The sequence below is a fragment of the Alteribacillus iranensis genome, from assembly GCF_900113025.1.
In the GTDB taxonomy this organism is placed as follows: Bacteria; Bacillota; Bacilli; order Bacillales; family Marinococcaceae; genus Alteribacillus_A; species Alteribacillus_A iranensis.
The window spans coordinates 75,743-101,591 of sequence record NZ_FONT01000005.1 but is presented as its reverse complement, the minus strand read 5'-3'; the positions used below and the strand labels follow the sequence as shown (position 1 = coordinate 101,591).

The 25,849-nt window shown below is 39.6% G+C and carries 26 protein-coding genes; 19 read left to right on the top strand and 7 right to left on the bottom strand.

Annotated elements, in window-relative coordinates; all coding sequences use genetic code 11:
• Positions 1-4 precede the first annotated feature (4 nt).
• The gene (locus tag BM095_RS11920) at positions 5-1,024 is read right to left on the bottom strand and encodes an LLM class flavin-dependent oxidoreductase (protein WP_091662054.1); all 1,020 of its coding nucleotides are present in this window, start codon (positions 1,022-1,024) and stop codon (positions 5-7) included.
• Between the two features lie 167 nt (positions 1,025-1,191).
• On the opposite strand from BM095_RS11920, the gene BM095_RS11915 reads away from it, so the two are divergent.
• Entirely contained in the window at positions 1,192-1,824 is a 633-nt protein-coding gene (locus BM095_RS11915; RefSeq protein WP_091662051.1) for a DsbA family oxidoreductase, read from the top strand.
• 226 nt (positions 1,825-2,050) lie between these two features.
• Here BM095_RS11915 and BM095_RS11910 read toward each other — a convergent pair whose 3' ends face one another.
• Positions 2,051-3,001: a D-2-hydroxyacid dehydrogenase gene (locus BM095_RS11910; RefSeq protein WP_091662048.1), complete on the bottom strand. Its 951-nt coding sequence runs from the start codon at positions 2,999-3,001 to the stop codon at positions 2,051-2,053.
• A 328-nt stretch (positions 3,002-3,329) separates the two neighbouring features.
• Between BM095_RS11910 and BM095_RS11905 the strand changes: the two genes are divergently transcribed.
• The 9 genes from BM095_RS11905 to BM095_RS11860 all read left to right on the top strand — a co-directional run bounded on the left by BM095_RS11905 (position 3,330) and on the right by BM095_RS11860 (position 11,495).
• On the top strand, positions 3,330-4,721 hold the full coding sequence (locus tag BM095_RS11905; protein WP_091662046.1) for a sigma-54 interaction domain-containing protein: 1,392 nt from the start codon (positions 3,330-3,332) through the stop codon (positions 4,719-4,721).
• Between the two features lie 155 nt (positions 4,722-4,876).
• Positions 4,877-5,545 carry a GntR family transcriptional regulator gene (locus BM095_RS11900; protein ID WP_091662043.1) on the top strand — a complete coding sequence of 223 codons (669 nt, stop codon included), beginning with the start codon at positions 4,877-4,879 and terminating at the stop codon, positions 5,543-5,545.
• A gap of 389 nt (positions 5,546-5,934) precedes the next feature.
• Positions 5,935-6,378, top strand: coding sequence for a RidA family protein (locus tag BM095_RS11890; protein ID WP_091662038.1), 444 nt, complete (start codon positions 5,935-5,937; stop codon positions 6,376-6,378).
• 29 nt (positions 6,379-6,407) lie between these two features.
• On the top strand, positions 6,408-6,740 hold the full coding sequence (locus BM095_RS11885; RefSeq protein ID WP_091662035.1) for a 2Fe-2S iron-sulfur cluster-binding protein: 333 nt from the start codon (positions 6,408-6,410) through the stop codon (positions 6,738-6,740).
• A 44-nt stretch (positions 6,741-6,784) separates the two neighbouring features.
• Positions 6,785-7,561: a creatininase family protein gene (locus tag BM095_RS11880; protein WP_091662033.1), complete on the top strand. Its 777-nt coding sequence runs from the start codon at positions 6,785-6,787 to the stop codon at positions 7,559-7,561.
• Positions 7,562-7,664: 103 nt separating this feature from the next.
• Positions 7,665-8,021, top strand: coding sequence for a 2Fe-2S iron-sulfur cluster-binding protein (locus tag BM095_RS11875; RefSeq protein ID WP_091662030.1), 357 nt, complete (start codon positions 7,665-7,667; stop codon positions 8,019-8,021).
• A gap of 31 nt (positions 8,022-8,052) precedes the next feature.
• A complete protein-coding gene (locus tag BM095_RS11870) occupies positions 8,053-9,255 on the top strand; it encodes an NAD(P)-dependent malic enzyme (RefSeq protein WP_091662027.1) in 1,203 nt (400 codons plus the stop codon).
• A 62-nt stretch (positions 9,256-9,317) separates the two neighbouring features.
• Entirely contained in the window at positions 9,318-10,337 is a 1,020-nt protein-coding gene (locus BM095_RS11865; protein WP_091662025.1) for a Nif3-like dinuclear metal center hexameric protein, read from the top strand.
• A gap of 42 nt (positions 10,338-10,379) precedes the next feature.
• A complete protein-coding gene (locus tag BM095_RS11860; RefSeq protein ID WP_091662022.1) occupies positions 10,380-11,495 on the top strand; it encodes a hypothetical protein in 1,116 nt (371 codons plus the stop codon).
• Here the strand turns inward: BM095_RS11860 and BM095_RS11855 are convergent.
• Positions 11,492-11,965: a hypothetical protein gene (locus tag BM095_RS11855; protein ID WP_091662019.1), complete on the bottom strand. Its 474-nt coding sequence runs from the start codon at positions 11,963-11,965 to the stop codon at positions 11,492-11,494. The two genes, BM095_RS11860 and BM095_RS11855, sit on opposite strands and share 4 nt — an antisense overlap.
• Positions 11,966-12,066: 101 nt before the next feature.
• Positions 12,067-12,381 (bottom strand): hypothetical protein, encoded by a 315-nt coding sequence (locus BM095_RS11850; protein ID WP_091662017.1) that lies wholly within the window; start codon positions 12,379-12,381, stop codon positions 12,067-12,069.
• A gap of 249 nt (positions 12,382-12,630) precedes the next feature.
• Between BM095_RS11850 and BM095_RS11845 the strand changes: the two genes are divergently transcribed.
• The 9 genes from BM095_RS11845 to BM095_RS11800 all read left to right on the top strand — a co-directional run bounded on the left by BM095_RS11845 (position 12,631) and on the right by BM095_RS11800 (position 21,310).
• Positions 12,631-14,091: an ATP synthase subunit B family protein gene (locus BM095_RS11845; protein ID WP_091662510.1), complete on the top strand. Its 1,461-nt coding sequence runs from the start codon at positions 12,631-12,633 to the stop codon at positions 14,089-14,091.
• A 155-nt stretch (positions 14,092-14,246) separates the two neighbouring features.
• Positions 14,247-14,966, top strand: coding sequence for a TenA family transcriptional regulator (locus BM095_RS11840; protein WP_091662014.1), 720 nt, complete (start codon positions 14,247-14,249; stop codon positions 14,964-14,966).
• A 77-nt stretch (positions 14,967-15,043) separates the two neighbouring features.
• Positions 15,044-16,507 (top strand): aldehyde dehydrogenase family protein, encoded by a 1,464-nt coding sequence (locus BM095_RS11835; RefSeq protein ID WP_091662012.1) that lies wholly within the window; start codon positions 15,044-15,046, stop codon positions 16,505-16,507.
• A 15-nt stretch (positions 16,508-16,522) separates the two neighbouring features.
• Positions 16,523-17,002: a GlcG/HbpS family heme-binding protein gene (locus BM095_RS11830; RefSeq protein WP_091662009.1), complete on the top strand. Its 480-nt coding sequence runs from the start codon at positions 16,523-16,525 to the stop codon at positions 17,000-17,002.
• Positions 17,003-17,072: 70 nt separating this feature from the next.
• Positions 17,073-17,669: a chromate transporter gene (locus BM095_RS11825; RefSeq protein ID WP_091662006.1), complete on the top strand. Its 597-nt coding sequence runs from the start codon at positions 17,073-17,075 to the stop codon at positions 17,667-17,669.
• A 5-nt stretch (positions 17,670-17,674) separates the two neighbouring features.
• Positions 17,675-18,217 carry a chromate transporter gene (locus BM095_RS11820; protein WP_091662507.1) on the top strand — a complete coding sequence of 181 codons (543 nt, stop codon included), beginning with the start codon at positions 17,675-17,677 and terminating at the stop codon, positions 18,215-18,217.
• Between the two features lie 23 nt (positions 18,218-18,240).
• Positions 18,241-19,227 (top strand): NAD(P)/FAD-dependent oxidoreductase, encoded by a 987-nt coding sequence (locus tag BM095_RS11815; RefSeq protein ID WP_091662004.1) that lies wholly within the window; start codon positions 18,241-18,243, stop codon positions 19,225-19,227.
• Positions 19,228-19,250: 23 nt separating this feature from the next.
• Positions 19,251-19,502: a ferredoxin gene (locus tag BM095_RS11810; RefSeq protein WP_091662001.1), complete on the top strand. Its 252-nt coding sequence runs from the start codon at positions 19,251-19,253 to the stop codon at positions 19,500-19,502.
• A 419-nt stretch (positions 19,503-19,921) separates the two neighbouring features.
• Entirely contained in the window at positions 19,922-21,310 is a 1,389-nt protein-coding gene (locus BM095_RS11800) for a hypothetical protein (RefSeq protein ID WP_091661996.1), read from the top strand.
• A 132-nt stretch (positions 21,311-21,442) separates the two neighbouring features.
• Here BM095_RS11800 and BM095_RS11795 read toward each other — a convergent pair whose 3' ends face one another.
• The 3 genes from BM095_RS11795 to BM095_RS11785 all read right to left on the bottom strand — a co-directional run bounded on the left by BM095_RS11795 (position 21,443) and on the right by BM095_RS11785 (position 25,763).
• Positions 21,443-24,472, bottom strand: a complete 3,030-nt coding sequence (locus BM095_RS11795) for an efflux RND transporter permease subunit (protein ID WP_091661993.1) — start codon at positions 24,470-24,472, stop codon at positions 21,443-21,445.
• Between the two features lie 123 nt (positions 24,473-24,595).
• Positions 24,596-25,153, bottom strand: a complete 558-nt coding sequence (locus BM095_RS11790) for a general stress protein (RefSeq protein ID WP_091661990.1) — start codon at positions 25,151-25,153, stop codon at positions 24,596-24,598.
• 76 nt (positions 25,154-25,229) lie between these two features.
• Positions 25,230-25,763, bottom strand: coding sequence for a hypothetical protein (locus BM095_RS11785; protein WP_091661988.1), 534 nt, complete (start codon positions 25,761-25,763; stop codon positions 25,230-25,232).
• Positions 25,764-25,849 lie beyond the last annotated feature (86 nt).

Here is a 25,849-nt window from a genome sequence, read left to right as displayed (position 1 = left end):
CAGGTTAATCAAACAATTGAGAGACAATTTCGTATGAACGAAGACGTTTATCGTGATCATAAATTTGAGTGTTAATCATTATTTCATCAGCCTGAGTATCATCAAGAAATTCTTGTAATTTCCGCTTTACTGTCTTAGCACTTCCAAATATGGAAGATCCTAATTGTTGCTCTAGAGCAGCGTGTTCCTGGAGAGTTAATTGGTCCTCCAAATTTTCAATAGGAGGTTGAAGCGGTTTTTCAGTTCCTCGTATTAAGTTAAGAAATTGTTGATGGAGTGTGGTTCCCAAATACTCCGCTTCTTCATCTGTCTCAGCGGCTACCACATTGACGCATACCATGGCATAAGGCTCGTCTAAGACATCAGATGGTTGGAAAGATCGATGATATAAATCCAATGCAGGAAGTGTGTTGTTTGGTGAAAAGTGACTGGCAAAAGCAAATGGGAGCCCTAACTGTCCGGCCAGTTGTGCACTGAAACCACTGGAACCGAGAAGCCAAACAGGAATATTTAGCCCTTGTCCTGGAATAGCTCGGACAGGTCTCGGTGTGGAAGAACGAGATGGATCTAAATACGTACGTAAATCCTCGAGCTGCTGTGGGAAATTATGACCGTCGATCTCTGGATTGCGTCGTAAAGCTTGAGCCGTTCTCTGGTCTGTACCGGGAGCACGACCGAGTCCTAGATCGATGCGGCCAGGATATAGAGACTCAAGTGTACCAAATTGCTCTGCAATAACAAGTGGAGCATGGTTTGGCAGCATAATGCCTCCTGAGCCTACACGAATATCATTCGTACCGCCGGCAACATAACCAATAAGCACAGAAGTTGCAGAGCTCCCAATAAAGGGCATGTTATGATGCTCCGCCATCCAATAGCGATAATAACCTAATTTCTCAGCATGCCGAGCAAGAGAAAGAGTATTCTCAAAAGAATTTGGAATAGTACTTCCTTCTATAATTGGCGATAAATCTAGAACAGAATAACGAACATCTTTTAGTTGTTTTCCATTTACATTATCCATAATTCAACTTCCTTTTTATTAGTTTTAAAGAGCGGATGTGCTTCCCCCTTAGTGTAACAACTATTATTCTTACCCTGAAATAAAACGATTACAAGCAAATCTAATTTTTTGCAAAAGAGTAGTAAATAGTAGAAAATAAACTCAATATCTAAGATGGAGGTCGAATGATGAAAATCGAAGTGTGGTCAGATATGGTCTGTCCTTTTTGTTATATTGGGAAACGACGGCTAGAAGCAGCGTTGGACAATTTCAAAGGAAAAGATAGTGTGATCGTGGAGTTTAGAAGCTTTGAATTAGACCCTTCAGCTAAGAAAAATACAGGAAAAAGTATCCATGAAGGACTCGCTAGTAAATACGGAATGCCAGTAGAGAAAGCAAAACAAATGAATGATCAGGTAGCAGAGCAGGCTAAACAAGTTGGTTTGGATTATCAATTCGATAAAGTCATTCCAACGAATACAACGGATGCTCACCGATTATCTCATTACGCAAAAACACAGGGGAAAATGAACTTACTCACCGAACGATTGATGAAAGCTTATTTTACGGAAGGGTTAGATATTGGTGATCATGATACCCTAGTCTCCCTAGCTGACGACATTGGATTAGATAAAGAAGAGGCAGCCAAAATCCTCGATGGAGACGGTTACCTAGATGAAGTAAGGTTGGATCAACAAAAAGGAGTAGAGGCGGGGGTTCGAGGTGTTCCGTTTTTCCTCTTTGATGGTAAGTATGCAGTGTCTGGGGCTCAGCCTGTTGAGGCCTTTACAGAAGCACTTGGAAAGGCAGCTAAGTCATAAATCACTACCTATTAATTTGAATTAATTGGAATTAAAATTATAAAACCACTTGCGAATCTACTCATCAATAAGGTGGTCTAGTCCTTTAAAATAACATCTCCACCGGTAATATGAATGGATGGTAACGGTGGAGATTTATACTGTTACTTGCCTCTTTAGGGCTTTTCGCTGAAGATGTAAGTAACTGCTGGAATGAAAGTCATATTGACTTAACCAAATTCAGATATTAGTATCCTCGATCCAGGTCAATAGAATAGGGTGGAGTCTCCCCACTTTTATATGCATTCCAATTAAGCGTCACTTTTTCAAGAGCCCGTTCAATATACCGGTTTGTAATGGATGCCATATGTGGAGTAATTAAAACATTTTTTGTCTCCCAAAGAAAGTGGTCTTTTGGAAGTGGCTCGGGGTCAGTGACATCTAAAGCAGCTCCGCGGATGACCTCATTCTCCAAGCACTCTGCTAACTCTTCCTGATTTATGAGGGTTCCACGTCCTACATTAATAAGATAGGAGGTATTTTTCATTTTCTCAAATTCTTCCTTGCCAAATGCATGGTATGTATCTTTTGTAGCCGGCAGAAGAAGAACAACGTAATCACTCTTCTTTAACACTTCATGTTTCTGAGACATCGGAAACACTTCATCAAAATTAGGTCTTGGCTGGCCTGTTGTGTTTACACCGATTACATGCATTCCTAGTAGGCGGCAACGCTCTGCCACAACCTGGCCTATCTTCCCCGCACCAAAAATTGCCACCGTTTTTTCATAAATTTCCTGATCTTTTTCAGTACGGTCCCAATCTTGATTTTTTTGTAAATGTAAATACTTTGGAATAGACCTCGTGAAATATAGCATTGTAGTTAGTACATATTCTGCAATGGGGATGCTATGAAAATCTTGAATGTTTGTTAGAAGAATGTTCCTTTTTTTAAGCTCCTCCAATGGCAACTGCTCTACGCCCGTTTGGAATATTTGAATCCACTTGAGAGATGGCATTTTTTCTAATGTTTCTTTATCCACGTTTTGTCCATAAGTAAGAAATATTTCTACTTTATCAAGCGGAACATTTTTTTCATGAACGTCAGCTTGCACGATGACTTCCATAGGGGAAACCAGGTCTCTAACTTGTTGTATATATTGTTCATCTACCTCATGTGGGATGGAAAATAAAAACATATGTATTTCTCCTTATCGTGGTATTTTACCTAATTTATATATGCAATTTTTATTCCATCGTGCTGATTGGGAAAAAAAGATGCGGACACAAATTAAAAATGGGAAAAACTTATGAAAGTGGCTAAGCGAAGCACCTTTTACTTCTACCTTCCAAATCGTAAAAGGGTGCAGTGTATTAGTATATCAGCTTCATTCCAGCCGAATGAAGAACTATTGATCAATTTTTGGTTCAAACAATCAATACTGGATCAGTTGCAGAAACCAAGAGACAAAGTTATGATCTATTTATGGATCGGATGAAGTTCATCAGTCATCAGGAGGTGGGATCGTGACAGAGCTTGAGAAAGAAGATTTATTAAAAATATTAGACACGATACACGATGGTATTTATGTTACAAAGCCGGATGGAACTACGGTGTGGGTGAATGAAGCGAGCTGTAATATACTGAAAAAAAGCAGGGAAGAGCTGCTAAAACGAAATGTATTTGACTTAGAAAAGGAAGGTGTTTTTACTCCGTCCATCACGGAACTAATGTTAGAGGAGCCCCATTCCGTATCACTGATCCAGCATATCGGCAACACAGGAAGCAAGTCTTTAGTTAGCGGTCACTTGATTAAAGATGAAAATGGAGACCCAAAATGGGTCGTGACCCATGGTAGAGAGTTGAACACGGACATTGTGTCATCCACTCAATATGAAGAAGTGGAAGCGGTACTTAACAGGTACATTCAAGAATTACGCGAACGGAGAATAAATCATGAGGAAGAGGATGTCCAATCGTTAGTGGGAGAAAACCCATTGATTAAACGTACCGTAGAACAGGCTGAGAAGATTGCAGGGGTCGAGGCTTCCGTACTAATAACGGGAGAAACGGGAGTTGGAAAAAATGTATTCGCCAACTACATACACAAATTAAGTGACAGGTACAACCAACCGTTCATTCAAGTGAATTGCGGAGCAATCCCGGAAAGTTTGTTTGAGTCCGAATTATTCGGGTATAAAAAAGGAGCTTTTACTGGCGCTTCTGAAAAAGGAAAAATTGGCCTGGTAGAGGTAGCTGAAGGCGGTACACTTTTTTTAGATGAAATAGGAGAACTCCCTCTGTCGCTACAAGTAAAGATATTGCAGCTGATTCAAGACAAAACGTATTTACCTGTCGGGGAAGTCGAAACGAGAAGTGCCGATGTTCGAATTATAGCGGCAACTAACAAAGATTTAATAAAACTGGTAGAAGAAAAGAAATTTCGAGACGATCTTTACTACCGTTTAAATGTTTTATCTATACATGTCCCCCCACTACGAGAACGCCCAGACGACATTTTTTTATTAGTTCAACACTTCACAAATTCATATAACAAAAAATACACCTTTAACAAGTGGTTTACTGGAGAAGCGATAGATGAATTTCAAGCTTATTCATGGCCAGGGAATATTAGAGAACTATCTAACGTGGTGGAGCGTACTTTAGTGATGTCCGATCATCAAGAAATAGGTGTGGGCGACCTTCCTGCTAATATCCGAGATGCAGACCCATTTGCAAATAAGCCAAGAATAGCAGAAAGCGGCCCATTAAGAGAATACTTGGAACAAATAGAGAAAAATTATATTGAGCATGCTGTTAAGCACACGAAAACAACTAGAGAAGCAGCTAACATACTGGAGATTCCCCAATCAACTTTAATGAGAAAGATAAAAAAATATAATCTCAATAAAAAATAATGGCTTGTTCCTTATACACTTTTACTAATGCGATACGTTTTTAATTTATTAATTATCAGCCTTTCCCACCCAAAAGCAATAAAGCGAATGATTTTATAAATGAATGTTTATTTAGTATAATATGGTATACCGCATACAAAATAAGGGGGATCTATATGGAACAATGGGCACCGGAAAATTTACTGTCTATCCGTGAGAGAGCATATTTTTATTTGAAAAACTTAATATTAGAAGGAGAATACAAAACAGGAGATCGACTAATTGAACGGGAACTTGCTGAAAAATTAAACATCAGCCGTACCCCTATCCGTGAAGCTTTATTTCGCCTGGAGTCACAAGGTTTCGTAAAAACCGTACCTCGAAAAGGCGTGGTGGTTGCAAGTATTTCAACGGAAGATGTCATTGAAGTTTTTACAATATTGTCTTCTTTAGAGGTACTTGCTGCGAAGTTAGCTGCACAAAAAGTGGACGAAAACACGAAGAAAGAGCTAGACGTGTGGATTCATAAAATGGAGAATGCTTTACAAGACGACACGGAAGAAATATCAAATTTACACATCGAAATAAGCCATGTACTGTATAAAGCTGCCAAAAGCCCGAAGTTATACGAGATGTTAGTTGATTTAATGGATTATATTCGAGCCTTTGCTGATGTAGGAAGAAAAGTACAAGGCAGAGAAGATGAAGCGATGAAAGAACATCTTGCAGTACTTAAAGCAGTCCGTGACGAAGAAGTCGAAATGGCTGAATACCTAACAAAAATTCATATTGAAAACTCCAAAAAAGCATATTTAGATGCTATCGATCATAAAAAGGGTGAATGATATAAAAATCATTCCCTTTTTTTATAGGGTGACAAGAGAGTAGTTTACGATTACTCATTAAATTGTTAAAAAAATTTTAAAATTCCATTGTTAACTAAAAAACATTGTGGTATATTGTATACAAAATAAATCTATATCTAACTGCTTAAGGGAGAGATGGATATGGTTTGGGTTTGTGAGTGCCACGTGAGTAAGGGCATAAATATGTTGGATATTCCCCACGTAAAAAAATCGAGCTTAAACGTAAAATGTCTATTTTGCCAAAACAAGGCACAATACGAAGTGTTTTACAATGATTTTAATTATTCTACTCTACAACCTTCCATCTCACGTTTGGTGAAAGTAAAAGCTAACGCATAATTACTATTAAAAAAGGGGGATAGAAAGAAATGACGAATTTAGAAAATATAGAGCTTCCCAAAGTGCCCAAACAATCAGGACATTATTTATCGATCAAACAAATCGGAAACATAGTTTATGTAAGCGGTATCACCTCAAAATGGAATGGAGAAATTTCTTATAAAGGAAAAATAGGAAAAGATGTGACAATAGAAGAAGGTTATGAAGCTGCAAAGACCTGTGCACTAAATCTGTTGGCTGTATTAGAAGATTATCTCGGAGATTTATCTCAAATCAATCAAATTGTAAAGGTAACAGGCTATGTAAATTGCAGCGAGGATTTTGGAGATATACCTAAAGTTATTAATGGGGCGTCTGATTTATTCGTGAAACTATTTGGAAAACCAGGTGAGCATGTTAGATGCGCAGTAGGAGCGGCTTCCTTGCCAGGTAACGCTGCTGTGGAAGTAGATGTTATCGCTGAAATTAATTAAATATCAACTAAAGACAAGGAGAGATGAAAATGCCAAAAGTCAAGTTGCATATAGATGGGGAAGTTATAGAACAAGAAGTAAATGAGAACGCTAACTTAGTAGTATTGGCTGGAATCAAACAATTTCCCAAATTAAAATATGGATGTGGAATGGGGAAATGTACGCGTTGTACATGTAAAGTAGTGGAAGGAGCAGAAGGTTTAGAGGAACCTAATTGGAAAGAACAAAAAATGCTCGGTGAAAAGTTAACAGAAGGGTATAGACTTACATGCCAACTAAGAATACAAGAAGACATTGAAATATCCCAGGAAAATATTTCTATTCGCCCCCCTCGTCGAAAATCTGTAACAACAACAAAATAATTTTATTTTAAGGTATACAATATACAAAAAGGAGGGGTGTTTAATTGAAAGTCTATCAATTAGGAAAAATGACATGGCCTGAAGTGGAAGAGGCTTTACAGACAGTTAAAATGGCAGTGATCCCTGTAGGAGCTCATGAACAGCATGGTCCACACATGACGGAGAATTGTGATGCTGTACTTGCGGAAAAAATGGCAATTTTATTAGGGGAGAAATTGCATCCATATACAGTGATCACCCCTGTCATTAATTTAGGGATTTCCCCTCATCATATGAATTTTCCCGGAACGATAACACTTCAACCTGAAACAATGCTAAGTGTTATTAAAGATGTGGTGTCATCATTAAAAGAACATGGAATAAAGAAGTTTTTGTTGCTCAATGCTCACGGCGGGAATCAATCCATCCTGGGAGTTGCTTCTACCAAGCTTTCTTTAGATTTAAATGTCGAAATATATTATGCAAAGACGACCGCTTCCGCGAAAGATGTAATAGAACAATATACAGAAACTTCTCTTTACGGACATAGTTGCGAGCGAGAGGTTTCCGAGGCTCTTTATTTAGCCCCGGAGATTGTAAGAAAAGACAGGTTAACGAAAGGTAATATCCAGCATGGTGGCCGCTGGGAGCAGTTAAGACCTGGACAACCCATACAAGGGTTTTATAAATATGAAGAAATGACTGCCAATGGTGCCATTGGGAATGCCACAATTGCAAATGAAGATATCGGACGTCACATCGTACAAACATCTCTTGAACGGTTATCAAAAGATTTGCTATCTCTAATGGAAATAAATGCTCACGCAGGATCTAAATCATAGGAAGAATGAACTGTTTTCGTAAATGACTAAATTTTCTATAAACTAATGTTGTTTGAATCGGGAGATTTGGTATACTGTATACTAATAAAAGGAGTGTGGAAACATGCCAACCATTCATTTTTTAACAAGCGAGAAAAGTATGGAAGTACCAGAGGAGGCTAACATTTTAAGAATGTCACTTCGCTATGACGGAGAATTACCTAACCGTTGCGGGGGAGGCATTTGTGGAACTTGTGTATGTAAGATTGAACAAGGGGCGGAGAATCTAGATAAAGTGAAAGTACAAGAAAAAAGAAAACTTGGAGAAGAATGGTTAGAAAAAGGGTATCGATTAGGTTGTCAAACTTTTGTTAAGGAAGGAGACGTTGAAATTTCTTGGGACGAAGAAGTGACAAAACAAGTGAAAAGAAGAAAGCCAGATAAAATAAAAAAAGAAGTGAGCTCTTCAGGTACAAGGTAGTTAGTAGACATGAAAAGGAGGAGGGAAACATTTGGACCTAAAGGAACGAGCGTTAAAGGTGCATGAACAGTATAAAGGTAAAATCAGTATTAATGTAAAGACGCCCGTAGAAGACAAAGAAGATCTATCTGTTATTTACTCTCCGGGTGTAGCGGAACCTTGCAAAGAAATTTATGAAAACATTGATAACTCATATCGTTATACAACGAGAGGAAACAGTGTAGCGGTTGTAACGAATGGGACCGCGGTACTTGGATTAGGTAATATTGGAGCTTCGGCAGCTTTGCCTGTCATGGAGGGAAAAAGCGCTCTGTTTAAACATTTTGCTGACATTGATGCTTATCCTATTTGTTTAGATTCTACTGATATAGAAGAAATAGTTAAAGCAGTTACATTGTTAGAGCCCACATATGGCGGGATTAATTTAGAAGACATTGCAGCCCCTGAATGTTTCTATATAGAAGATAGATTAAAAGAACAATTAAATATACCCGTGTTCCATGACGATCAACACGGAACAGCTATCGTGACGGGAAGTGGTTTTCTAAATGCTTTAAAAGTAACAAATAAGCAAATAGCTAAAACAAAAGTAGTAGTAAATGGCGCAGGAGCCGCTGGAATCGCTATTGTGAAGTTATTACGCTCCATGGGTGTAGAAGAGATTATATTGTGTGATTCTCAAGGAGCTATTTATGAGGGACGTCCGTATGCGATGAACCCGGTGAAAGAAGAGCAAGCAAAACAGACAAATAATGAGAATGTACAGGGAACTTTAGAGGAGGTGATAGAAGGAGCTGATGTCTTCATCGGTGTATCTGCCGCTCATACGTTGACTTTTGATATGGTCCAGCGAATGAATAATGACGCCATTATATTTGCCATGGCAAATCCTGTACCTGAAATAATGCCGGATGCCGCTAAAGCTGCTGGAGCAAAAGTAGTTGGTACGGGACGTTCCGACCTTCCCAATCAAGTAAATAATGTATTAGCGTTTCCAGGTATATTCCGTGGGGCATTAAATGCTCGGGCCACTGAGATTAATGAGGAAATGAAATTAGCTGCAGTGTATGCTATTGCTGATGTCATTCCACCTGATGAATTACATGAAGAGTATGTAATACCTTCACCATTTCATAATGAGGTGGTAACAAAGGTAGCGGAAGCTGTAGAACGGGCAGCCATTGAAAGCGGGGCTATTAAGAAGAAACCATCTAATCTGACAGTGAGAGTGTAGAGTATTCTGGAGTTCATCTCGACTAGGTGATGAACTCCTCTATTCTAATCAGGGGGGATTATATGAAAACAGTACAAGATGTGTTAAATGCTCTCGACACTTTAACGGGGGGCAGGGTTGTTCAGTCATTGAACGATATCACATCAGGTGAACATCCATTCGTGTTGACAAAGTCTTCGAACATTCCGGGAAAAGGTATCCTAGAAACACCAGGGCTGGTATATGGGAAGCTAGATACTCCTATTAAAAAAATTGCAGTGACGATGACAATGACAGAAAATAGCATTGAACTTGCAGGTGCTACCGATGTTGATGCAATCATAGCCCATCATCCGATAGCGGAGGGAGCAAATTCTGGAGGGGTGATCTTAAAAAATTATCTCGATTTGTATAATGTAACAGCTTTTGAGCTGCATGAAGCATTTCATGGACTTCATCCTGGTATTTCTTATTTACATGGTCACGAAGTATATCGAAAAGAAATCTCTTACGGAAATTTGGAAGGTAATGTGTTGTTTGTAGGAAGCACTTTGCCCGAGGTGAACACACTGGGGGACGTGTTAGATAGACTGGATAAGTTAATGGGACTACAAACAGAGGAGCAACTGTTAATGTTAGAGAAAGATATTTCTCAATCACCTTCCATGATAGAAACAAGTACGGTCACTCGTGGTCACATTATTCTCGGAGGTGAGACAACCCCGGTGAATAATATCATGCATATTTTCCCACACACTGGCTTTACAGCTGAACATCTCCGAAAAGCATACCATGAACACCCCGAGGCAGACACAGTCCTTGCTTCCATTAGCAGAGTAAACGAGGATCACGAATTAGTGACAACAGCTAAAGAGTTAGGCCTCAATTTCATTGTTGGTAATTCACACGTACTTGAGATTTTAGAGAATGGTCTGCCACTAGCCTATGCGCTTGATACATTACTTCCTGATGTTGAGGTAGTCATTTTTCGAGAGAAAGTCACTAGCACTGCCTTACATGAAGTAGGGGACACTGCATTGAAAAAATATGCTAAGACAATGTCTGATGAATTTCTGGTGAAAAATAAAGTCATGGAAATGTAAAGGTTCTTTGTTTATGTATTACCTTAATAAGGGGAGGAAAAAATGAGCGAGGCAAAAAGAATGGAAGAAGAGGTAGTTGTTCCACAGCAGGAGCCACCAAAAGAGAAGAGGAAATGGTCGAGAATTGAAGGAGTAGGCTTAGGCCTTGTGATACTTTCTCTCTTAGTCATGTTGTTTTCACCAGAGACATTATCCGGGATATTTAACTCGGTCGTAGACCAAGTGTATCCAGTAGTAGTAGATACTTTCCTTACCGGAACTGTAGGAGTCTCAATTATTGTAAGCGTGATCATAGGAAGAACACTAGAGAGGTTAGGATTTACCGATGCGTTGAGCAGGGTTTTTATACCGGTTACTACTTTATATAAGATTAACCCTGCTGTGATAATTCCGAGTATTTATAATATTCTTGGAGATATAAATGCAGCTGGTAAAATTGCCGGTCCTATTTTAATGCGTTCTGGAGCTACCAAAGATGAACAAAAAATTGCTGTGGCAACTATGGTCCAATCTCAACAATCTTTTGCTACCTTCATGTTAGGGATGGTTGCAATGACGGCTGTTGGAGTTAACGCCTTTTTGGTCGTCGTCCTTGCAGTTTTCTTACCTGTTGTTGTAGTCCCGTTTATCCTGTCAAAAACACTATTTCGTAACACTCGATCAGTTAAACTGGAAGAATTACCAAAGTTTACTCCTAAGACAGGTTTTCTGCCTACTATATTTAATTCAGCACGCGAGGGAGCAGAACTCGTATTTTTGTTAATCATTCCAGCTGTAGCTGTCGTTTTTGCCTGTATTGGTATTCTTGATTATGTAGGAGTTTGGTCCTTTGTGGAAAGTGGGTTAAGTACCTCGCTCTTGGCTCTTAACATTGATCCTGAAACGGGGCTTTTATCCATATTAGCAAGCCCTACGCTTGGCATGGCGCAGTTGGCAGAGACAGCTTCAACATTAGATCCCAGATTAGTTATTGGATCGTTTGTGCTTGCTTCTTCTGGTTTGCCTTTATCTTCTGTATTTGGTCAAATTCCTGTGATTTGGGCAGATAACTCTGATTTAACAGAAAGAGAAGCTATGGGAGCTGCAGTATTAGGAGTCTCAATGAGAGTTGTAACCGCTTTCCTTGTTGTATACTTCTTAACACCGATCTTAGTCTAAGCGTGAATGTATTTCGGCATAATATGGGACAGGTCGATAACAAAGTTGTTTACCTGTGATTCTATAATGGAAAGCGGGTCTAGAAACAAATGATAACGCTCTGTCCCACTTTTATTTTTTTTGTAGAAACGAATCGAGACACTTCGATATAAAGGTTCTAAGTTTATTGTTGGTGGAGTTGTGACGTTAATGTGCAAAGTGTCCATTGAACGAAAAGGACTCTTAAATAAATGACAAGGAGTCGTTTGATCCAATAGGAAAGAGGAATTGTTTTTGTTTGCAACATGGTGAATTCGCCCTGTCCCAGTAATTCGGCGATTAGGCAACAAGAGCATATGCCGGTGGTACGTATCTTTTCCTAAAGATGTTGGAATTTTCTCGTTGTTCCAGAAGACAGCAATAGAAAAGACCGCATCAGGTTGAATGGAAATAGATCTTCCAGCCAGCAACTCAAAACCAATAAGGCTCATGATGCTTCCCCCTTAAGATGTATCCCTCTTTACTCATTACTATGATAAATAATTAGTAATTATTCAAGAAGGAAGCCGGAAGACCTATTTACATATTCAGCTTATCTGTTTGCAGCTAACTTGAGGTGAGAAAAATCTGAATCAGGGCCTGATAACTCACCTAATTCCTCTTGAGCCCCCTCTATGGTTTCAAAGGACTCAAAGAACTTGATAGGTATATGATTGATGTAGGATTTGCCATTCTTCTCTTCAACCAAGGTAATTTTAATATCATCCGATAATACCTGGGCAATTGAATATTTTGCTTTGAGCTGATCAAAGAAATAATAATCATATGTCTCTACTATGTGTAAACCTTCGTTCTCTAAAATTGTTTGGTAATCCTCTTTGTTTGTCAAAATGATAAATTTGTTCACAAGAACCATCTCCTTAAATATTGTATTTTGTATACCACATTATAAAATAAAAAAAATTGATAATCAAGCAGATTTTAAAATTTTAATTTTAATTTAAAAATTTCAAATATTTGTTGAAAAATTAATAACGCTTCTTTATACTAAAAAATAATTTGGTATACAAAACTATTAAGGAGGTGATCTCTATTTAATAATAATCAATCATTGTAAATGAAATCAAAAGAGGGAGTTATTAAAGGAGGGAACTTAATGGAAGAGGGAGTCGTGATGACATCTGCTCACTGGATATTTTTACTGGTGATTATTACCATTATCCTTTTCATGGTGTTTAGGCGTGATGTGGTATTACCATCTATATTAGGAATTTTCATAATTGGTATGGTATACAACACAAAAGATAGTTTTATCGATACCGCCATTAGTGGAGTTCAAGTGCTTTTTACAGCATTTCTAAATGCAGGGACAGAGTTACTGGACATTATGCTAGTAATAGCCATGATGGTAGCAATGTTAAAGTCATTGCAAAATCTAGGAGCAGATGTCTTAATGATCCAGCCCGTTAAAAAGTTAATGAAAACACCTTCAACCGCCTTTTTAATCTTAGGGATAACAATGTATGCCGCAGCTACCTTTTTTTGGCCAACACCAGCTGTAGCATTAGTAGGTACAGTACTTATCCCGATTGCCATGAAAGTGGGTTTACCAGCCATGGGAGCGGCAGTATCTGTTAATTTAATGGGACATGGTATGGCTTTATCAGGAGACGTAGTGATACAAGGAGCCACGCAACTGACATCCTCTTCATCTGGTATCGATTCAACCGTATTACTTCCGTTCACTGCGCTTTTTTCTGTGATTACTGGGGTAGTTGCAGTAAGTATAGCGCTCTACAGCATTAAGAGAGATATGAAAAGAGGGAAACTACAAGTAAATACAGATGACGTCATAAATGTGAATAAACAAGAAGATAAGCAAGCAAAAGAGGAAATTGCTGCCACAGCTGAAAAAGCTACTTTTCGAGCGAAGTTTTTAGCAATTTTGGTACCGGTTACATTATTAGGGATAGTTGTAACAATGATATATCGTTCATTTTCTCCTCAACTCGAACCTATACAAGGTGGAGATGCAACTGCTTTGCTGGGAGGCAGTGCGGTTATTCTTTTAATTATATCGACTGTGCTCGATAAAGGGTCTAAATCAATTGAATTAATTGCGAATCACATTCGAGAAGGATTTTTCTTCGCAATTAAAATATTTGCCCCAATTATACCGATAGCAGGTTTTTTCTTTATGGGGAATCCTGACCATGCTGAAGTAATTCTAGGAGAAGGAGCACCAGGGTTTTTGTTTGATATAGGAACAGCAGCTGCCCCTTATTTTACAGGGAACGACATCTTTTTATCTTTCGGTATAGTACTTGTTTCTATGCTTGCTGGCATGGATGGTTCCGGTTTTTCTGGTTTACCGCTTGTAGGATCATTAGCGGCATCCCTAGGGGGCGCAGCGAATGTCGATGTCGCCGTTTTGGCTTCTTTAGGACAAGTAGCCACTATTTTCACAGGGGGAGGAACATTAGCGGCATGGGCATTTGGAGTAGTTGCTGATGCAGGAATAGCGGGAGTGAAGCCAATTGATCTAGTACGAAGAAATTTTATCCCGGTAATGTGCGGGCTATTTGTAGCTACTTGTGTTGCTATTTTATTAATGTAATTAATTATTAGTAAAATAAAAATATTAAAAATCTATTGACACAAGTAGCTGATGTAGCCTATACTTTATTTAAATCATTTTGGTATACCAAATACAGTATATCAAAAACCATTAGTAACTTACTCAAGTTTACCAATATTAAGGAGGAATTTAACATGGCAGAACTTTTATCACGCGAGGAATTTAGAAGAGAGCTAGAGGAAGCAATCAAAGGGAATCATAGTGAAGCAGCACCGTTTACGTTAGCATGGGCCGAAGGGAAATTAGAGCGAAAACACTTTGCTAGATGGGCAGAGAATCACTACCACTATGTAGGACCTTTTGCAGATTACTTGGCTAGTATGTACGCTAAAACTCCAGAAGAGTATACCGATGCGAAAGACTTTATTCTACAAAATATGTACGAGGAAGAAGTAGCGGCTGATCGTCATACTGACTTGCTTATCCGATTTGCTGAAACATGTGGAACGACGAGAGAGCGAGTTGAAAATCCGAAAAATATGCAGCCGACAACGTTAGGACTTCAGAGCTGGTGTTACTCCGTTGCTATGCGAGAGAATTTTGTAGTGGCGACTGCAGCACTGGTTGTTGGATTGGAGTCACAGGTACCAGCAATTTATAGAAAACAAACTCCTATCCTTCGCGAAAAGTATGGCTTTAACGATGAAGAGATTGAATTTTTTGACCTTCACATTGTCTCTGATGAAATTCATGGAGAAAGAGGATATTCTATCGTCTTAAAATACGCCGATACTCCTGAACTTCAACAAAGATGTCTTGATATCGTCCGTACAGGAGCTGATATGAGAAGAATGTACATGGACGGTCTCTATGAAGCTTACTTAAAAGAAGATTTAGAAAAAGCAAGTGTATAAGAGTATAAGTTGTAAAAATGGCAGTTTCCAATTGGAAGCTGCCTAAACAATACCAATAATTGAGAAGAGGTGGTCATTTGTTACAGACAAAAATTGAAAGTTACAATAACTATATTAACGGCACATGGCAAGGAAGCCGAGATCAGAAAACGTTCGACAGTATTAACCCGGCCAACACTGAACAAATATTAGGTCGGTTTCAAGCTTCCACGCCAGAGGATGTGGAGCAAGCAATTGACGCGGCTGAAGAAGCATTTCCAACGTGGGCTCGAATGGCACCGTCGAAACGAGCCGAGATTTTAAATAAGGCTGCAGATATTTTAGAGAGCAAAGCCGAGGAATATGGAGAGGAACTTACAAAAGAAGAAGGGAAAATCATTTCGGCGGCACAAGGAGAAGTGAAACGATCTGCTCAAACCTTGCGATATTATGCGGTGGAAGGGTTAAGCTTCACGGGAGAGACATTTCCAAATGACGACCCATCTATGGATGTGTATACGGAAAGAGAACCGTTAGGAGTCGTCACTGTTATTACACCTTGGAATTTCCCAATTTCTATTCCCGCGCGAAAAATCGCTCCCGCCCTTATGACCGGGAATACGGTAGTATTTAAACCATCCTCGGACACCCCATTAATTGCGTATCGCTTAGTAGAAGCTTTACATGAGGCAGGGATTCCTAAAGGAGTAATCAACTTTATAACTGGGAAATCATCTGAAATTGGAGATCGTCTTATTACTCACCCTGCGGTAAAAGCTGTAACATTTACTGGATCAACAAGTGCCGGAGAAGATATTCATCAAAAAGCTTCCCTTACAACGAGAACCCAAATGGAACTTGGTGGGAAGAACCCATTGATTGTCATGGAAGATGCAAATATAGAAAAAGCGGCTACACTGTCTATCAACGGAGGGTTCTCTCTAACAGGGCAAGCTTGTACAGGAACGAGCCGAGTAATTGTGATGGAGTCGGTAGCGGAGGAATTTAAGGAAACATTAATAGAAAAGACAAAAGAATTAGTTATCGGAAATGGTCTAAACAAAGATACAAAAATAGGCCCGCTCGCTAACCAGAAACAAATGGATACGGTATTAAAATACATTGGGATCGGAAAAGAAGAAGGAGCACACCTTGAATATGGCGGAAAGCGTTTAGAGGGCCAAGAGTATAATAACGGCTATTTTGTAGAACCAGCTATATTCTCAGGAGTAAATCAACATATGCGAATCGCTCAAGAAGAAATATTTGGACCAGTTATCTCTATTTTAAAAGCGAACTCTTATGAGGAAGCGATACAAATTGCTAACGATGTAGAGTACGGATTAGCTGCTTCCATTGTGACGGAGAATATTCAACAAGCGAAACAATTCACGAAAGACATTGAAGCAGGAACAGTAAAAGTGAATCGAACAACTACCGGAAATTTAATTAACGCTCCTTTTGGAGGATTGAAAAAATCTAGCACATCTACTTTTAGAGAATCAGGACGAGTCGGCATGGAATTCTTTACTCAAACAAAAACAGTTTATGTTGGTTATTAAGGAGGAGACATAGCTATGCATCAAGTATATGAGCTGACTTTAGAAGAAGCAAAGTTAATGATTGAGGCAGCCCGAAAAAAAGCTGAAGAAATAAACGTGTTAGAAACCATAGCTGTAGTCGATAGCGGAGGCTATGTGATCGCGATGGAACGAATGAATAAGTCTCGAGTGACCGGACCTGAAATTGCTATGGCGAAAGGTTTTACAGCAGCAGGTCACAAGCGCTCAACTCATTTATTTAATCGGGAACCAAATGGCCCAGTCTTGCCGGGTAATGAAGCATTTGGTATTCAACATATGATACCTGGAAAATTTGCGACATTCGTTGGTGGTTTTCCAGTTGTCGTTAACGGAGAAGTAATCGGTGGTGTCGGGGTCAGCGGCGGAAACGGAGAACAAGATACAGCAGTAGGAACCGCAGCTCTAGCGGCTTTAGCAGAACACTTAAAGAATGACGGACATGAAGTTATAACCGATGCGGATATTAAACGATAAACATGAAAAGGCAGGGAGGGGTGGTCTAATTATTACCGCCCTTCAGTCACCTGAAAGGGGGAGTGAATGATTGCATCCATATTTACAGATTACCATTGGGTTTGCTAGATCAGGAGTGTTGGGGTACGGGGGAGGTCCGTCGGTCATACCACTTATAGAATATGAGGCCGTGAAAAATTATAACTGGATGGATCGGGATGAGTTTGGTGAAACGTTAGCATTAGCCAACACACTTCCCGGGCCCATCGCGACGAAAATGGCAGCCTATGTGGGATATAAAGTAAAAGGAATAGCAGGAGCTGTAATAGCAGTTTTTGCCCACATACTCCCTTCCCTATTCGCTTTGATTGCTCTATTAAGTTTTTTTTATTCATTTCGGTCATCTCCCTTCATCAATGGAATGATACAAGGGGTCACCCCTGTCATTGCAATTATGTTATTAACAATGGCTCTGAATTTTTTAAAAAAAGCTTCCAAAGGCTTAGGAGTGAAAGGGGCGTTAGGGGGAGCGGTCATATGTCTTGTTTTTATAGAGTTATTCAACATTCATCCTGGTATTGTAGTTTTCATCTTCCTATCTGTCTCCTTTCTGTTTGCCATGTACAAGAATAGAAAAATAAAAGAAAGTCTGAAAGTAACCGAGAAAATCAAAAAGAAAGTCCAGTGATAGTGATGACATATGTAGATATATTTATGGCATTCTTTTTAGCTAATTTATTAGGGTATGGCGGAGGACCTGCCACTATTCCGTTAATCCAAAATGAAGTCGTTAATCGTTACGGATGGATGTCTAATCATGAATTTAGCGAACTGTTAGCCATTGCTAATGCACTCCCCGGTCCGATAGCCACAAAATTAGGAGGGTTTATTGGTTATGAAGTGGGGGGAGTAGCCGGGGCTGGTATCGCACTTTTTGCGACGATTGCTCCTTCAGCTATTGCAGTAGTGATTTTGCTTCGATTTGCAGCTATGTTTAAAGATTCATTGCAAGTAAAATTTATGACGCGGTCTGTACAACCAGTGATAGCTATTTTATTAGGAATACTCGCTATCCAGTTTTTCTATAACTCCTATGAAGCTAGTGGGGTAGTACACCTCGTAATCATCGCTTTGCTAAGTTACTTATCATTGGAAAAGCTACAAATTCATCCTGCCCTGGTGATAGTTGGAGCGCTATGTTATGGGGGATTGTTTATGTCAGGACTTCTCATTTAAGACAAGGAAGCGGAGGTGGATCCATGGATGAAAGTGTAACGGATATAACAATTATTGGCGGAGGACCGGCTGGTTTATTTGCCGCCTTCTATGCCGGGCTAAGACAGGCATCAGTCAAAATCATTGAAAGCATGCCTCAGCTAGGCGGCCAATTGGGAGCTTTATACCCTGAGAAATATATATATGATGTAGCCGGTTTTCCGAAAATAAGAGCAAAAGAACTAGTAACGCGGTTAGAAGAACAAACGAAGCAATTTAACCCTGCGATTTGCTTAGAACAATCAGTGGAAGGATTAGATCGCTTATCTGATGGAACGATAATGTTAACAACTGATAAAGAGGTACACTTAACAAAGACCGTTATTATTACAGCAGGTGTAGGTGCTTTTCAACCACGTAAGCTATTAATTGATGGATACGAAAAATTTGAAGAAAAAAATCTCCATTACTCTATAGATCATCTCGACTATTTTCAAAACAAAAAAGTGGCGATATGCGGGGGCGGAGATTCAGCTGTAGATTGGGCAAATATGCTAGAACCAATTGCGCAAAAAGTCAGTGTTATTCATCGAAGAAATAAATTTAGAGCTCATGAGCATAGTGTAGAAAAAATGCTTCGTTCAACGGTCTCGATAAAAACACCATACCAGCCATGTAACTTCATTGGGGAAGATAGAATTCGAGAAGTAGTGATAGAGAATAGTAAAACAAAAGAAGTTGAGCATATAGCTGTCGATGAGCTCATTGTTAATTATGGTTATGTATCCTCATTAGGTCCTTTAAAAAATATAGGGGTAGAGATAGATAAAAATTCTATCGTTGTAAATTCCAAAATGGAAACGAACATTCCTGGGGTTTATGCAGCAGGAGATATAACGACTTTCGACGGCAAAGTTAAATTAATAGCAACTGGCTTTGGTGAAGCTCCTACTGCAGTGAATAATGCAAAGGCATATATTGATCCAGCAGCTAAAGTACAGCCGTTACACAGTACATCAGTGATGGCTTAGTGAGAAGAGAGGAGAATAAGTTTATGGCTAAATATACATTTGTTGATAAAGAAACTTGTATTTCGTGCGGGTCATGTGAAGATATAGCCCCAGACATATTTGAATATGATGATGAGGGACTTTCTCAAGTAATAATAGACCATAACACAGGTACGGAAGAAGTACCGGAAGAATTAGAAGAAGATGTGATAGAGGCTTTTGAGTGTTGTCCATCCGAGTCCATCAAATTACAGGATACTCCATTTGCAAGCAAGACCTCCGTTGGAAATGAGTAGAAGTGAAGGGGTTATAAAAAATAATCCTTTTATTAACGTTTATTTTGGTATACAATATACAATATAGAGTGGGTAAAGGGGTGGGGGCAATGGTTATACCCGGTCAATTAAACTGGCAGGAACACTTATTTAAAGAAAGAGAAGAAAACGTCACGGCAGATAAAGAAGTGCCTTGCTCTTTACACGGGTATGTTTGTAAAAGTGTATGTAAGAATTGTACTTGGGTAACTCATTATGAAGAAATCAATGGTAAGGTGAAAATAAAGTGCCGCCCTCCTGTGATATGGGAGGGTTAGGTTTAGACTGTTGCCTCTGTTGGACTAGCTGGTAGAATAATTGGTAGGCCAACAGAGGCAACATTATACATAAAGATGCTGAAGTAGTGAAGCAGACAGTACTCCGAAGGGGGGCGGCTATTTATGGTAAGATTATTATTCTTTATAGCTATTTCTTTATATTTAATCTCTAATATTTATTCCCATTCTATCATTGAGATCTTGTTATCATTGGCTGCTTTTCTAGCAGTGGTATGGAGTATTGCTACCGTTGGAAAAATCGTTCTTACGTTCGGGATCCTTTTTTTAGCGGCGGGATTTCTCATGCTTTACTCTAGTGGTACTTCATGGGGGGAGTACATATTCGCCTTTGGGCCAATGATGAATTTATTAACTCTTTTTGCATTAATACCTATTCTCGCTCTGCCCATTAAATTAGGCGGGTATGCGAATGATGTAGAGGGAGTGATAAGAAAAAAAGTGAAGAGCAAAGACCAGCTTTATATGGTCTCATCAGGAACTTCTTTTTTCTTAAGCTCATTTATGAATTTAGCAGCGTTACCAATGACTTACTATTCCATTCGTCCATCGTTGAATAGCTTTCCCATCCAAGACAAAGAGCGCTTTATGTCTCGTTCCATTACCCATGGCTTTGCAATGCCTGTATTGTGGACACCAGTCACACCTATCGTTGGAGTTGTTATAGAAATGACTGGCGTAAGCTACACTGGTGTGATTACATACTTAGTCCCATTAAGTATTGTAGGATTACTCTTAGACTGGTTTATGGCAAAGCTGCATATACGGAGAAACAATGGTTCAGTAAATAAAGAAGAGGCTGAAACAAAACAACAAATTTCTGCCACCTTAGAAGTTTCTCAGGAAAAGTCACATGCACGTCTCCTGCATATTATATTGGCCATTTTGTTACTAAATATCGTTGTGATGATAACGGAGTATTTTTTTGAATTAAGTTTTATTTTTACCATTAGCTTGTTAGTCATTCCCTTTTCTTTAGCATGGGCCGTCTTGTTAAAGAAACCTAAAAATTTTTTCGAAGGGTTAAAAGGGCATTTTTCCACCCATCTTTTAAAAATGAAAGATCAATTTTTCTTGTTCTTATCTGCTGGCTTTTTTATCTCAGCTATAAATATGTCTGGTATGGACCAAAGTATAAATAAGGTCATCGAATCCTTGGTAAATAGTATAGGTATCCAGTTCGTTCTCATAATACTTCCCTTTATACCTTTGTTATTTGCTTTTCTTGGGTTACATCCCGCCGTAACATTTGTGTTAGTTGTGGAGGCGTTAAATCCTGATGTCCTAGGCATATCTCATTTACTATTAGCATTAATGATGTTAGGAAGTGCAGTGCCGGCATTTTTGATGGGACCGTATAATGCCACGATAGGAGTAATGTCAAATATAGTAGAGAAACCGCCTTTTCAAATATCAAATTGGAATGTTTCTTTTTGCGCAGTCTATTTTGTATTGTTATTAACTGCATTACAAATTGGGCATGTTCTGATATAAGGTAAGATGATACTAGAAACTAGCTCTTCAACATGAAAAAGTGCAAGTTGATCCAAGGAATGACCCCTTGGATCGCACGGAAAAAGAGGGGGGGATCCTGGCAAGAACAGCCAGGAGATAAAAGGGAAAAAACTAACCTTTTATCTTACCCCAGTGAGCAAACAGCATATAACAGCTCGGGACAATTAATACCGTTAAAATCGTAGAAAAGCTGATTCCGGCTATTATCGTAATGGCTAATGGTTCAAATAATGGATCGCCGCTCAACGCCACCGGAACTAAAGCGGTGATAGACGTCAAAGTAGTTAACAGTATTGGCTTTATCCTTGCGTAACCTGAGTCAAGGACTGCTTGATGAATATTCATGGTTCCTCGTCTTTGTTCAACAAAATCAATCAACACTACTGCGTTTCGAACGACAATCCCCGTAAGAGATACCATTCCCATAACTCCTAAAAAGCTGATTGGTGTTTGAGTGATAAAAAGTCCAACGACTGCTCCGGCAATAGCGAGAAACACAGCAAGTAATATGAGAAAGGGTAAACCAAATGATTTAAATTGAAAGGCGATCACAAGATAAACAAGAAGCAGGATAATAATAAACAAAATTGTAATTTCCTGAAAGAAATCCTGCTGATTTGACTCTTCCCCGCCAATTTTATATTCAAATTCTTCACTGTCTTTTGTACGTTGATCTTCTACTATGGAGGTAACCTGCTGTTCAAAGCCGTCATGATCCCCAAAGGCACGAAGCGTGACTGTTCGTTTTCCATTTTTATGAGGGATTTGAGGTAGGACCTCTGTTTCTGTTTCTGAAACGACGTCCTCCAGGTTGATAAACTGAGGAGGTCCGCTTTCCGCAGGGATTGGTATCTCCATAGCACTTAGGTCTAACGTTTCGTTATTTTTTTGGAACAGTTGTACGGCAAGAGAGGAGTCATTGGAGGAATATAGGTCCCCAATCGGGATACCCTCCGTCGCAAGCTGTAACTGATTAACAATACGAGTTTGAGACAATTGGTTCTCTTCTAGAGAGTCTTTGTTTATTTCATATTCTTTAGCTCGAACGAGGTTTCCGACGTTGTCTGTTACAATGTTCGAGTTTGCCTCTGTTTTTATTTTTTCTTTCAGTTGGTCACGGCGTTCTAATAACTCATACATGTCATTTCCGGATATGGAAACGGTAATTGGGGCACCAGCAGGAGGCCCTTGAACAATAGTCTCCATAAATATATCAGCTTCAGGGAATTCGCTTCGTATTCTTTCTTCCCATTTATCAATCATATTGGTAGCTTTTAAAGACTCATTATCGATATGAAGGGCAAGCTGAGCCGTGTGACTGTCGGATTGGTCCAGAGAAGCCCCAAACAGATTGGACAACCCCGTCCCTGTAAACACGCTCACTTCTTGAATAACTGGTTCATTTTCTTCCAGAAAGGCACCAACCTCATTTGCTAAGTCATCAGTAGTTTCGATGGGGGTCCCTTGGGGTGCCAAGACGTCTACAGTTACTACATCTTTGTCGGCATCTGGAAAGAACTCAAATGGAGTATAGCGTATAAGTGTAAAGCAGCTTGAAGCTAAAATGACTCCAGCAAGTGTAGTGATTAACGGTTTTCTTATCATAACTGGAAGCACTTTGTAAGCGTAAGTTTTAGCAACCCATTCCAACGGTTTTCCTAATAAACCAGGATGGCTCGGAAATGATCCTTTTTTTCGCTGGTAGTTTACATAGCGCATTATTGGCACGAATAGTAGAGCTAAAATGGTAGATGCTATAATTGTCGTAATTAAAATGCTGGGTAACGCTCGTATGAACTCTCCATTGGCCCCTGATAAAAACAAAAGAGGCGAAAAGGTTAGAACGATGGCAAGTGAAGACGAAAGAATGGACGGATACACTTCTTTTACTCCTGTAATTGCTCCCTGTATCGGTTGGTCACCAAGCTTGTAACGTCTTTGAATGTTATCGTTTACTACTATCGAATCATCGACAAGGATCCCTATCGCTATAATTAAACCGATAATAGATATTTGGTTAAGGTCGACTCCCATCCAAGGGATAGGGATGAGACCTATAAAGATTGATGCGATTACAGTTAAGGAGACAACGAGGGCCCCGAAAATTGTAAGGCCAAGCGAGGTAATGAAAATGACTGCTAATAAGGCTAAACCGAGAGCTTGGTAGAGATCATTGAAGATGTCGTTAATACTTTCGGCTTGAGACTGAATAGGATGTATCGATATGTCTGATGGAAGATTCCGTGCTTGCTCCTCCATGATTTTGGTAATCGTCTCACTAACTGCCGGCGCATCTCCCCCTTTTTGGAGGTAAACAGTGTAGTTTATAGCGGGTGTCCCATTATGGGTAATAATATCTTCTCGATTCGTCTCTGCTCTTTGAATGTCAGCCACATCAGATAAAGGCACAGAGGCATTACTAACGTATAAATCTCTTAGCTTTTTTATTCCTTCCGATTCTTCAAGCAAGAGTGAGACTTGCTTATCGTTCTCTTCTTCCTCACCCAAAGAGACAGGCTGTAATCGCTGCTCTAATTCTTGTATGATCTCCTGAGGAGTGAGCTGATACTCCCTTAATTCTTCACTAAGCAGATTAATTTCTACTCTTTCTTCTGTTAACCCTTTTGTTAATGTACTTGACACACCTTCTACAGACAATACTTCACGGTCTAAAGTTGTAATAAAGCTTTCAAGGTCTTGTAAATCATCATTTTTTTCATGAGTCAGCATAAAACTGAGAAGAGGAGTATTCGCTTCTACTTCCTCAATAGATGAGGAGGAGGCTCTCTCAGGAAATTCCTTTTCAGCTTTTCGGACTCCTTGTTCCACTTGTTGAGTCACTTCTTTTATGTCACTGTTGTTTTGTAATGTTAAAGTGATGACTGAAATGTCGTTTGAAGACACAGAAGATATTTCTTCCACTCCTGTAATCCCCGATATATTCTCCTCCACCGGTGAAGTCACCGAGTTTTCTACGTCTTCTGGACTGGCTCCGGGTAGAGGCGTCGTTACGTTTATTACGTTAACTGTCGTTTCTGGGACTTCTCGTTGTTCTAGAGTTGTGAAAACATATATTCCGGCAAGCACTAAAATGAAAATTAACAATAAGTAAAATTTGCTCCTATTTAAAATAGACTTCATCGCTTCACTTCCTCTAAAATCCTGTATAAGTTTAAGTATTGCCAGATAATTTATCTAATATAAAGTAGGGGCGGAAGTGCTGAATAAGCAATTCCACCCCTTCTTATAACGTGAAGTCACGTGTTAAAGACGCATTCCTCGTTGATGATTATCGGGGTACATGTGCGAGTTTTCTGTACGGTGCGTGTTGAAAGTGTCATACACTTTGGATTCTTGATCAATGTCTGCTTCTACTAAGACAACGATGTGATTTTTCTTTAAATATGCTTCATAATCTTTGGCATGCTCTTCAGGAATACCTGCACCGACTAGGGCTCCTACGATACCGCCGCCTCCAGCGCCGATGCCGGCACCGCCTAGACCTGCTGCTAATGGCCCGGCAGCTGCAATTTGTCCAATACCTGGAATAGCAAGAAGGCCTAAGCCGACAAGCGCACCCAGTACGCCGCCACTTCCTGCACCGATACCGGCACCTTTACCGATGCTTGCTCCTTTTCCTTTGCTTGTCGAATCATCCGTAGTCGAGGCTCCTGTTTTGTTTTCGAGTGCATCGAGATCGTTTTTATTTTTTGAAAAAACCGTGATATCCTCCGTCGCATAGCCATCCATTTTTAAGGCTTCAATAGCATTAATAGCATCTTGCTGGTCTTGAAAGACACCGCCAATAATTTTTTTTTGCACTATAAAACCTCCTTATTAGGAATTTGTGTTCTTTTTAGACTTACCCCAAGTTACAAAAGGGAAAACGTCGTCGCGATTAACGTTTGAATTCGCGCGCTTCTACATCATGATGGGAAGAAAAGATATCGTATACTGTGCGTTCTCTCTTTTCATCTGCCTCTACTAACACTAGTATATAGCCTTCTTTCATGTAACCTTCGAAGTCTTTGGCTTTTTCGTCGGGGATGCCAGCGCCGGTAAGAGCTCCAATGATGCCTCCGCCCCCGGCACCGATTCCTGCACCACTTAAGGCGGCTGCTAATGGGCCTCCCCCGACTACGGGACCAATCCCTGGAACGGCAAGGAGCCCTAAACCAGCAATGGCACCTAATAAACCACCGCCGCCAACACCGCTCACGGCGAATTTATCAATATTCTCGCTTTTCCCTGTCTTAGCTCCATCATCTAAGCGAACAGTACCGGTTTTTTGCTCAAGTTCTGCAAGTACATTGTCATTTCGAGTGAAAATGGAAATATCATTTGTTGTATAACCTGCTTCTTTTAATCCCTTAATAGCCAGCACGGCGTCATGCTGCTCTTCAAAAACGCCACCAATCATTTTAGTACTCATGGATTGAAGCCTCCTCTTTTGATGAAAGGTTCTACAATGTTATTACCCGCTGTAAAGAAAAAGGAAAACTGAATTAAGTAAGAAAA

Bases quoted from the DNA above. Each gene is read 5' to 3' on its own strand.
- BM095_RS11920 (WP_091662054.1), bottom strand. From the start codon at position 1,024: ATGGATAATGTAAATGGAAAACAACTAAAAGATGTTCGTTATTCTGTT.
- BM095_RS11915 (WP_091662051.1), top strand. From the start codon at position 1,192: ATGAAAATCGAAGTGTGGTCAGATATGGTCTGTCCTTTTTGTTATATT.
- BM095_RS11910 (WP_091662048.1), bottom strand. From the start codon at position 3,001: ATGTTTTTATTTTCCATCCCACATGAGGTAGATGAACAATATATACAA.
- BM095_RS11900 (WP_091662043.1), top strand. From the start codon at position 4,877: ATGGAACAATGGGCACCGGAAAATTTACTGTCTATCCGTGAGAGAGCA.
- BM095_RS11890 (WP_091662038.1), top strand. From the start codon at position 5,935: ATGACGAATTTAGAAAATATAGAGCTTCCCAAAGTGCCCAAACAATCA.
- BM095_RS11885 (WP_091662035.1), top strand. From the start codon at position 6,408: ATGCCAAAAGTCAAGTTGCATATAGATGGGGAAGTTATAGAACAAGAA.
- BM095_RS11875 (WP_091662030.1), top strand. From the start codon at position 7,665: ATGCCAACCATTCATTTTTTAACAAGCGAGAAAAGTATGGAAGTACCA.
- BM095_RS11865 (WP_091662025.1), top strand. From the start codon at position 9,318: ATGAAAACAGTACAAGATGTGTTAAATGCTCTCGACACTTTAACGGGG.
- BM095_RS11860 (WP_091662022.1), top strand. From the start codon at position 10,380: ATGAGCGAGGCAAAAAGAATGGAAGAAGAGGTAGTTGTTCCACAGCAG.
- BM095_RS11855 (WP_091662019.1), bottom strand. From the start codon at position 11,965: ATGAGCCTTATTGGTTTTGAGTTGCTGGCTGGAAGATCTATTTCCATT.
- BM095_RS11845 (WP_091662510.1), top strand. From the start codon at position 12,631: ATGGAAGAGGGAGTCGTGATGACATCTGCTCACTGGATATTTTTACTG.
- BM095_RS11840 (WP_091662014.1), top strand. From the start codon at position 14,247: ATGGCAGAACTTTTATCACGCGAGGAATTTAGAAGAGAGCTAGAGGAA.
- BM095_RS11830 (WP_091662009.1), top strand. From the start codon at position 16,523: ATGCATCAAGTATATGAGCTGACTTTAGAAGAAGCAAAGTTAATGATT.
- BM095_RS11820 (WP_091662507.1), top strand. From the start codon at position 17,675: ATGACATATGTAGATATATTTATGGCATTCTTTTTAGCTAATTTATTA.
- BM095_RS11815 (WP_091662004.1), top strand. From the start codon at position 18,241: ATGGATGAAAGTGTAACGGATATAACAATTATTGGCGGAGGACCGGCT.
- BM095_RS11810 (WP_091662001.1), top strand. From the start codon at position 19,251: ATGGCTAAATATACATTTGTTGATAAAGAAACTTGTATTTCGTGCGGG.
- BM095_RS11800 (WP_091661996.1), top strand. From the start codon at position 19,922: ATGGTAAGATTATTATTCTTTATAGCTATTTCTTTATATTTAATCTCT.
- BM095_RS11795 (WP_091661993.1), bottom strand. From the start codon at position 24,472: ATGAAGTCTATTTTAAATAGGAGCAAATTTTACTTATTGTTAATTTTC.
- BM095_RS11785 (WP_091661988.1), bottom strand. From the start codon at position 25,763: ATGAGTACTAAAATGATTGGTGGCGTTTTTGAAGAGCAGCATGACGCC.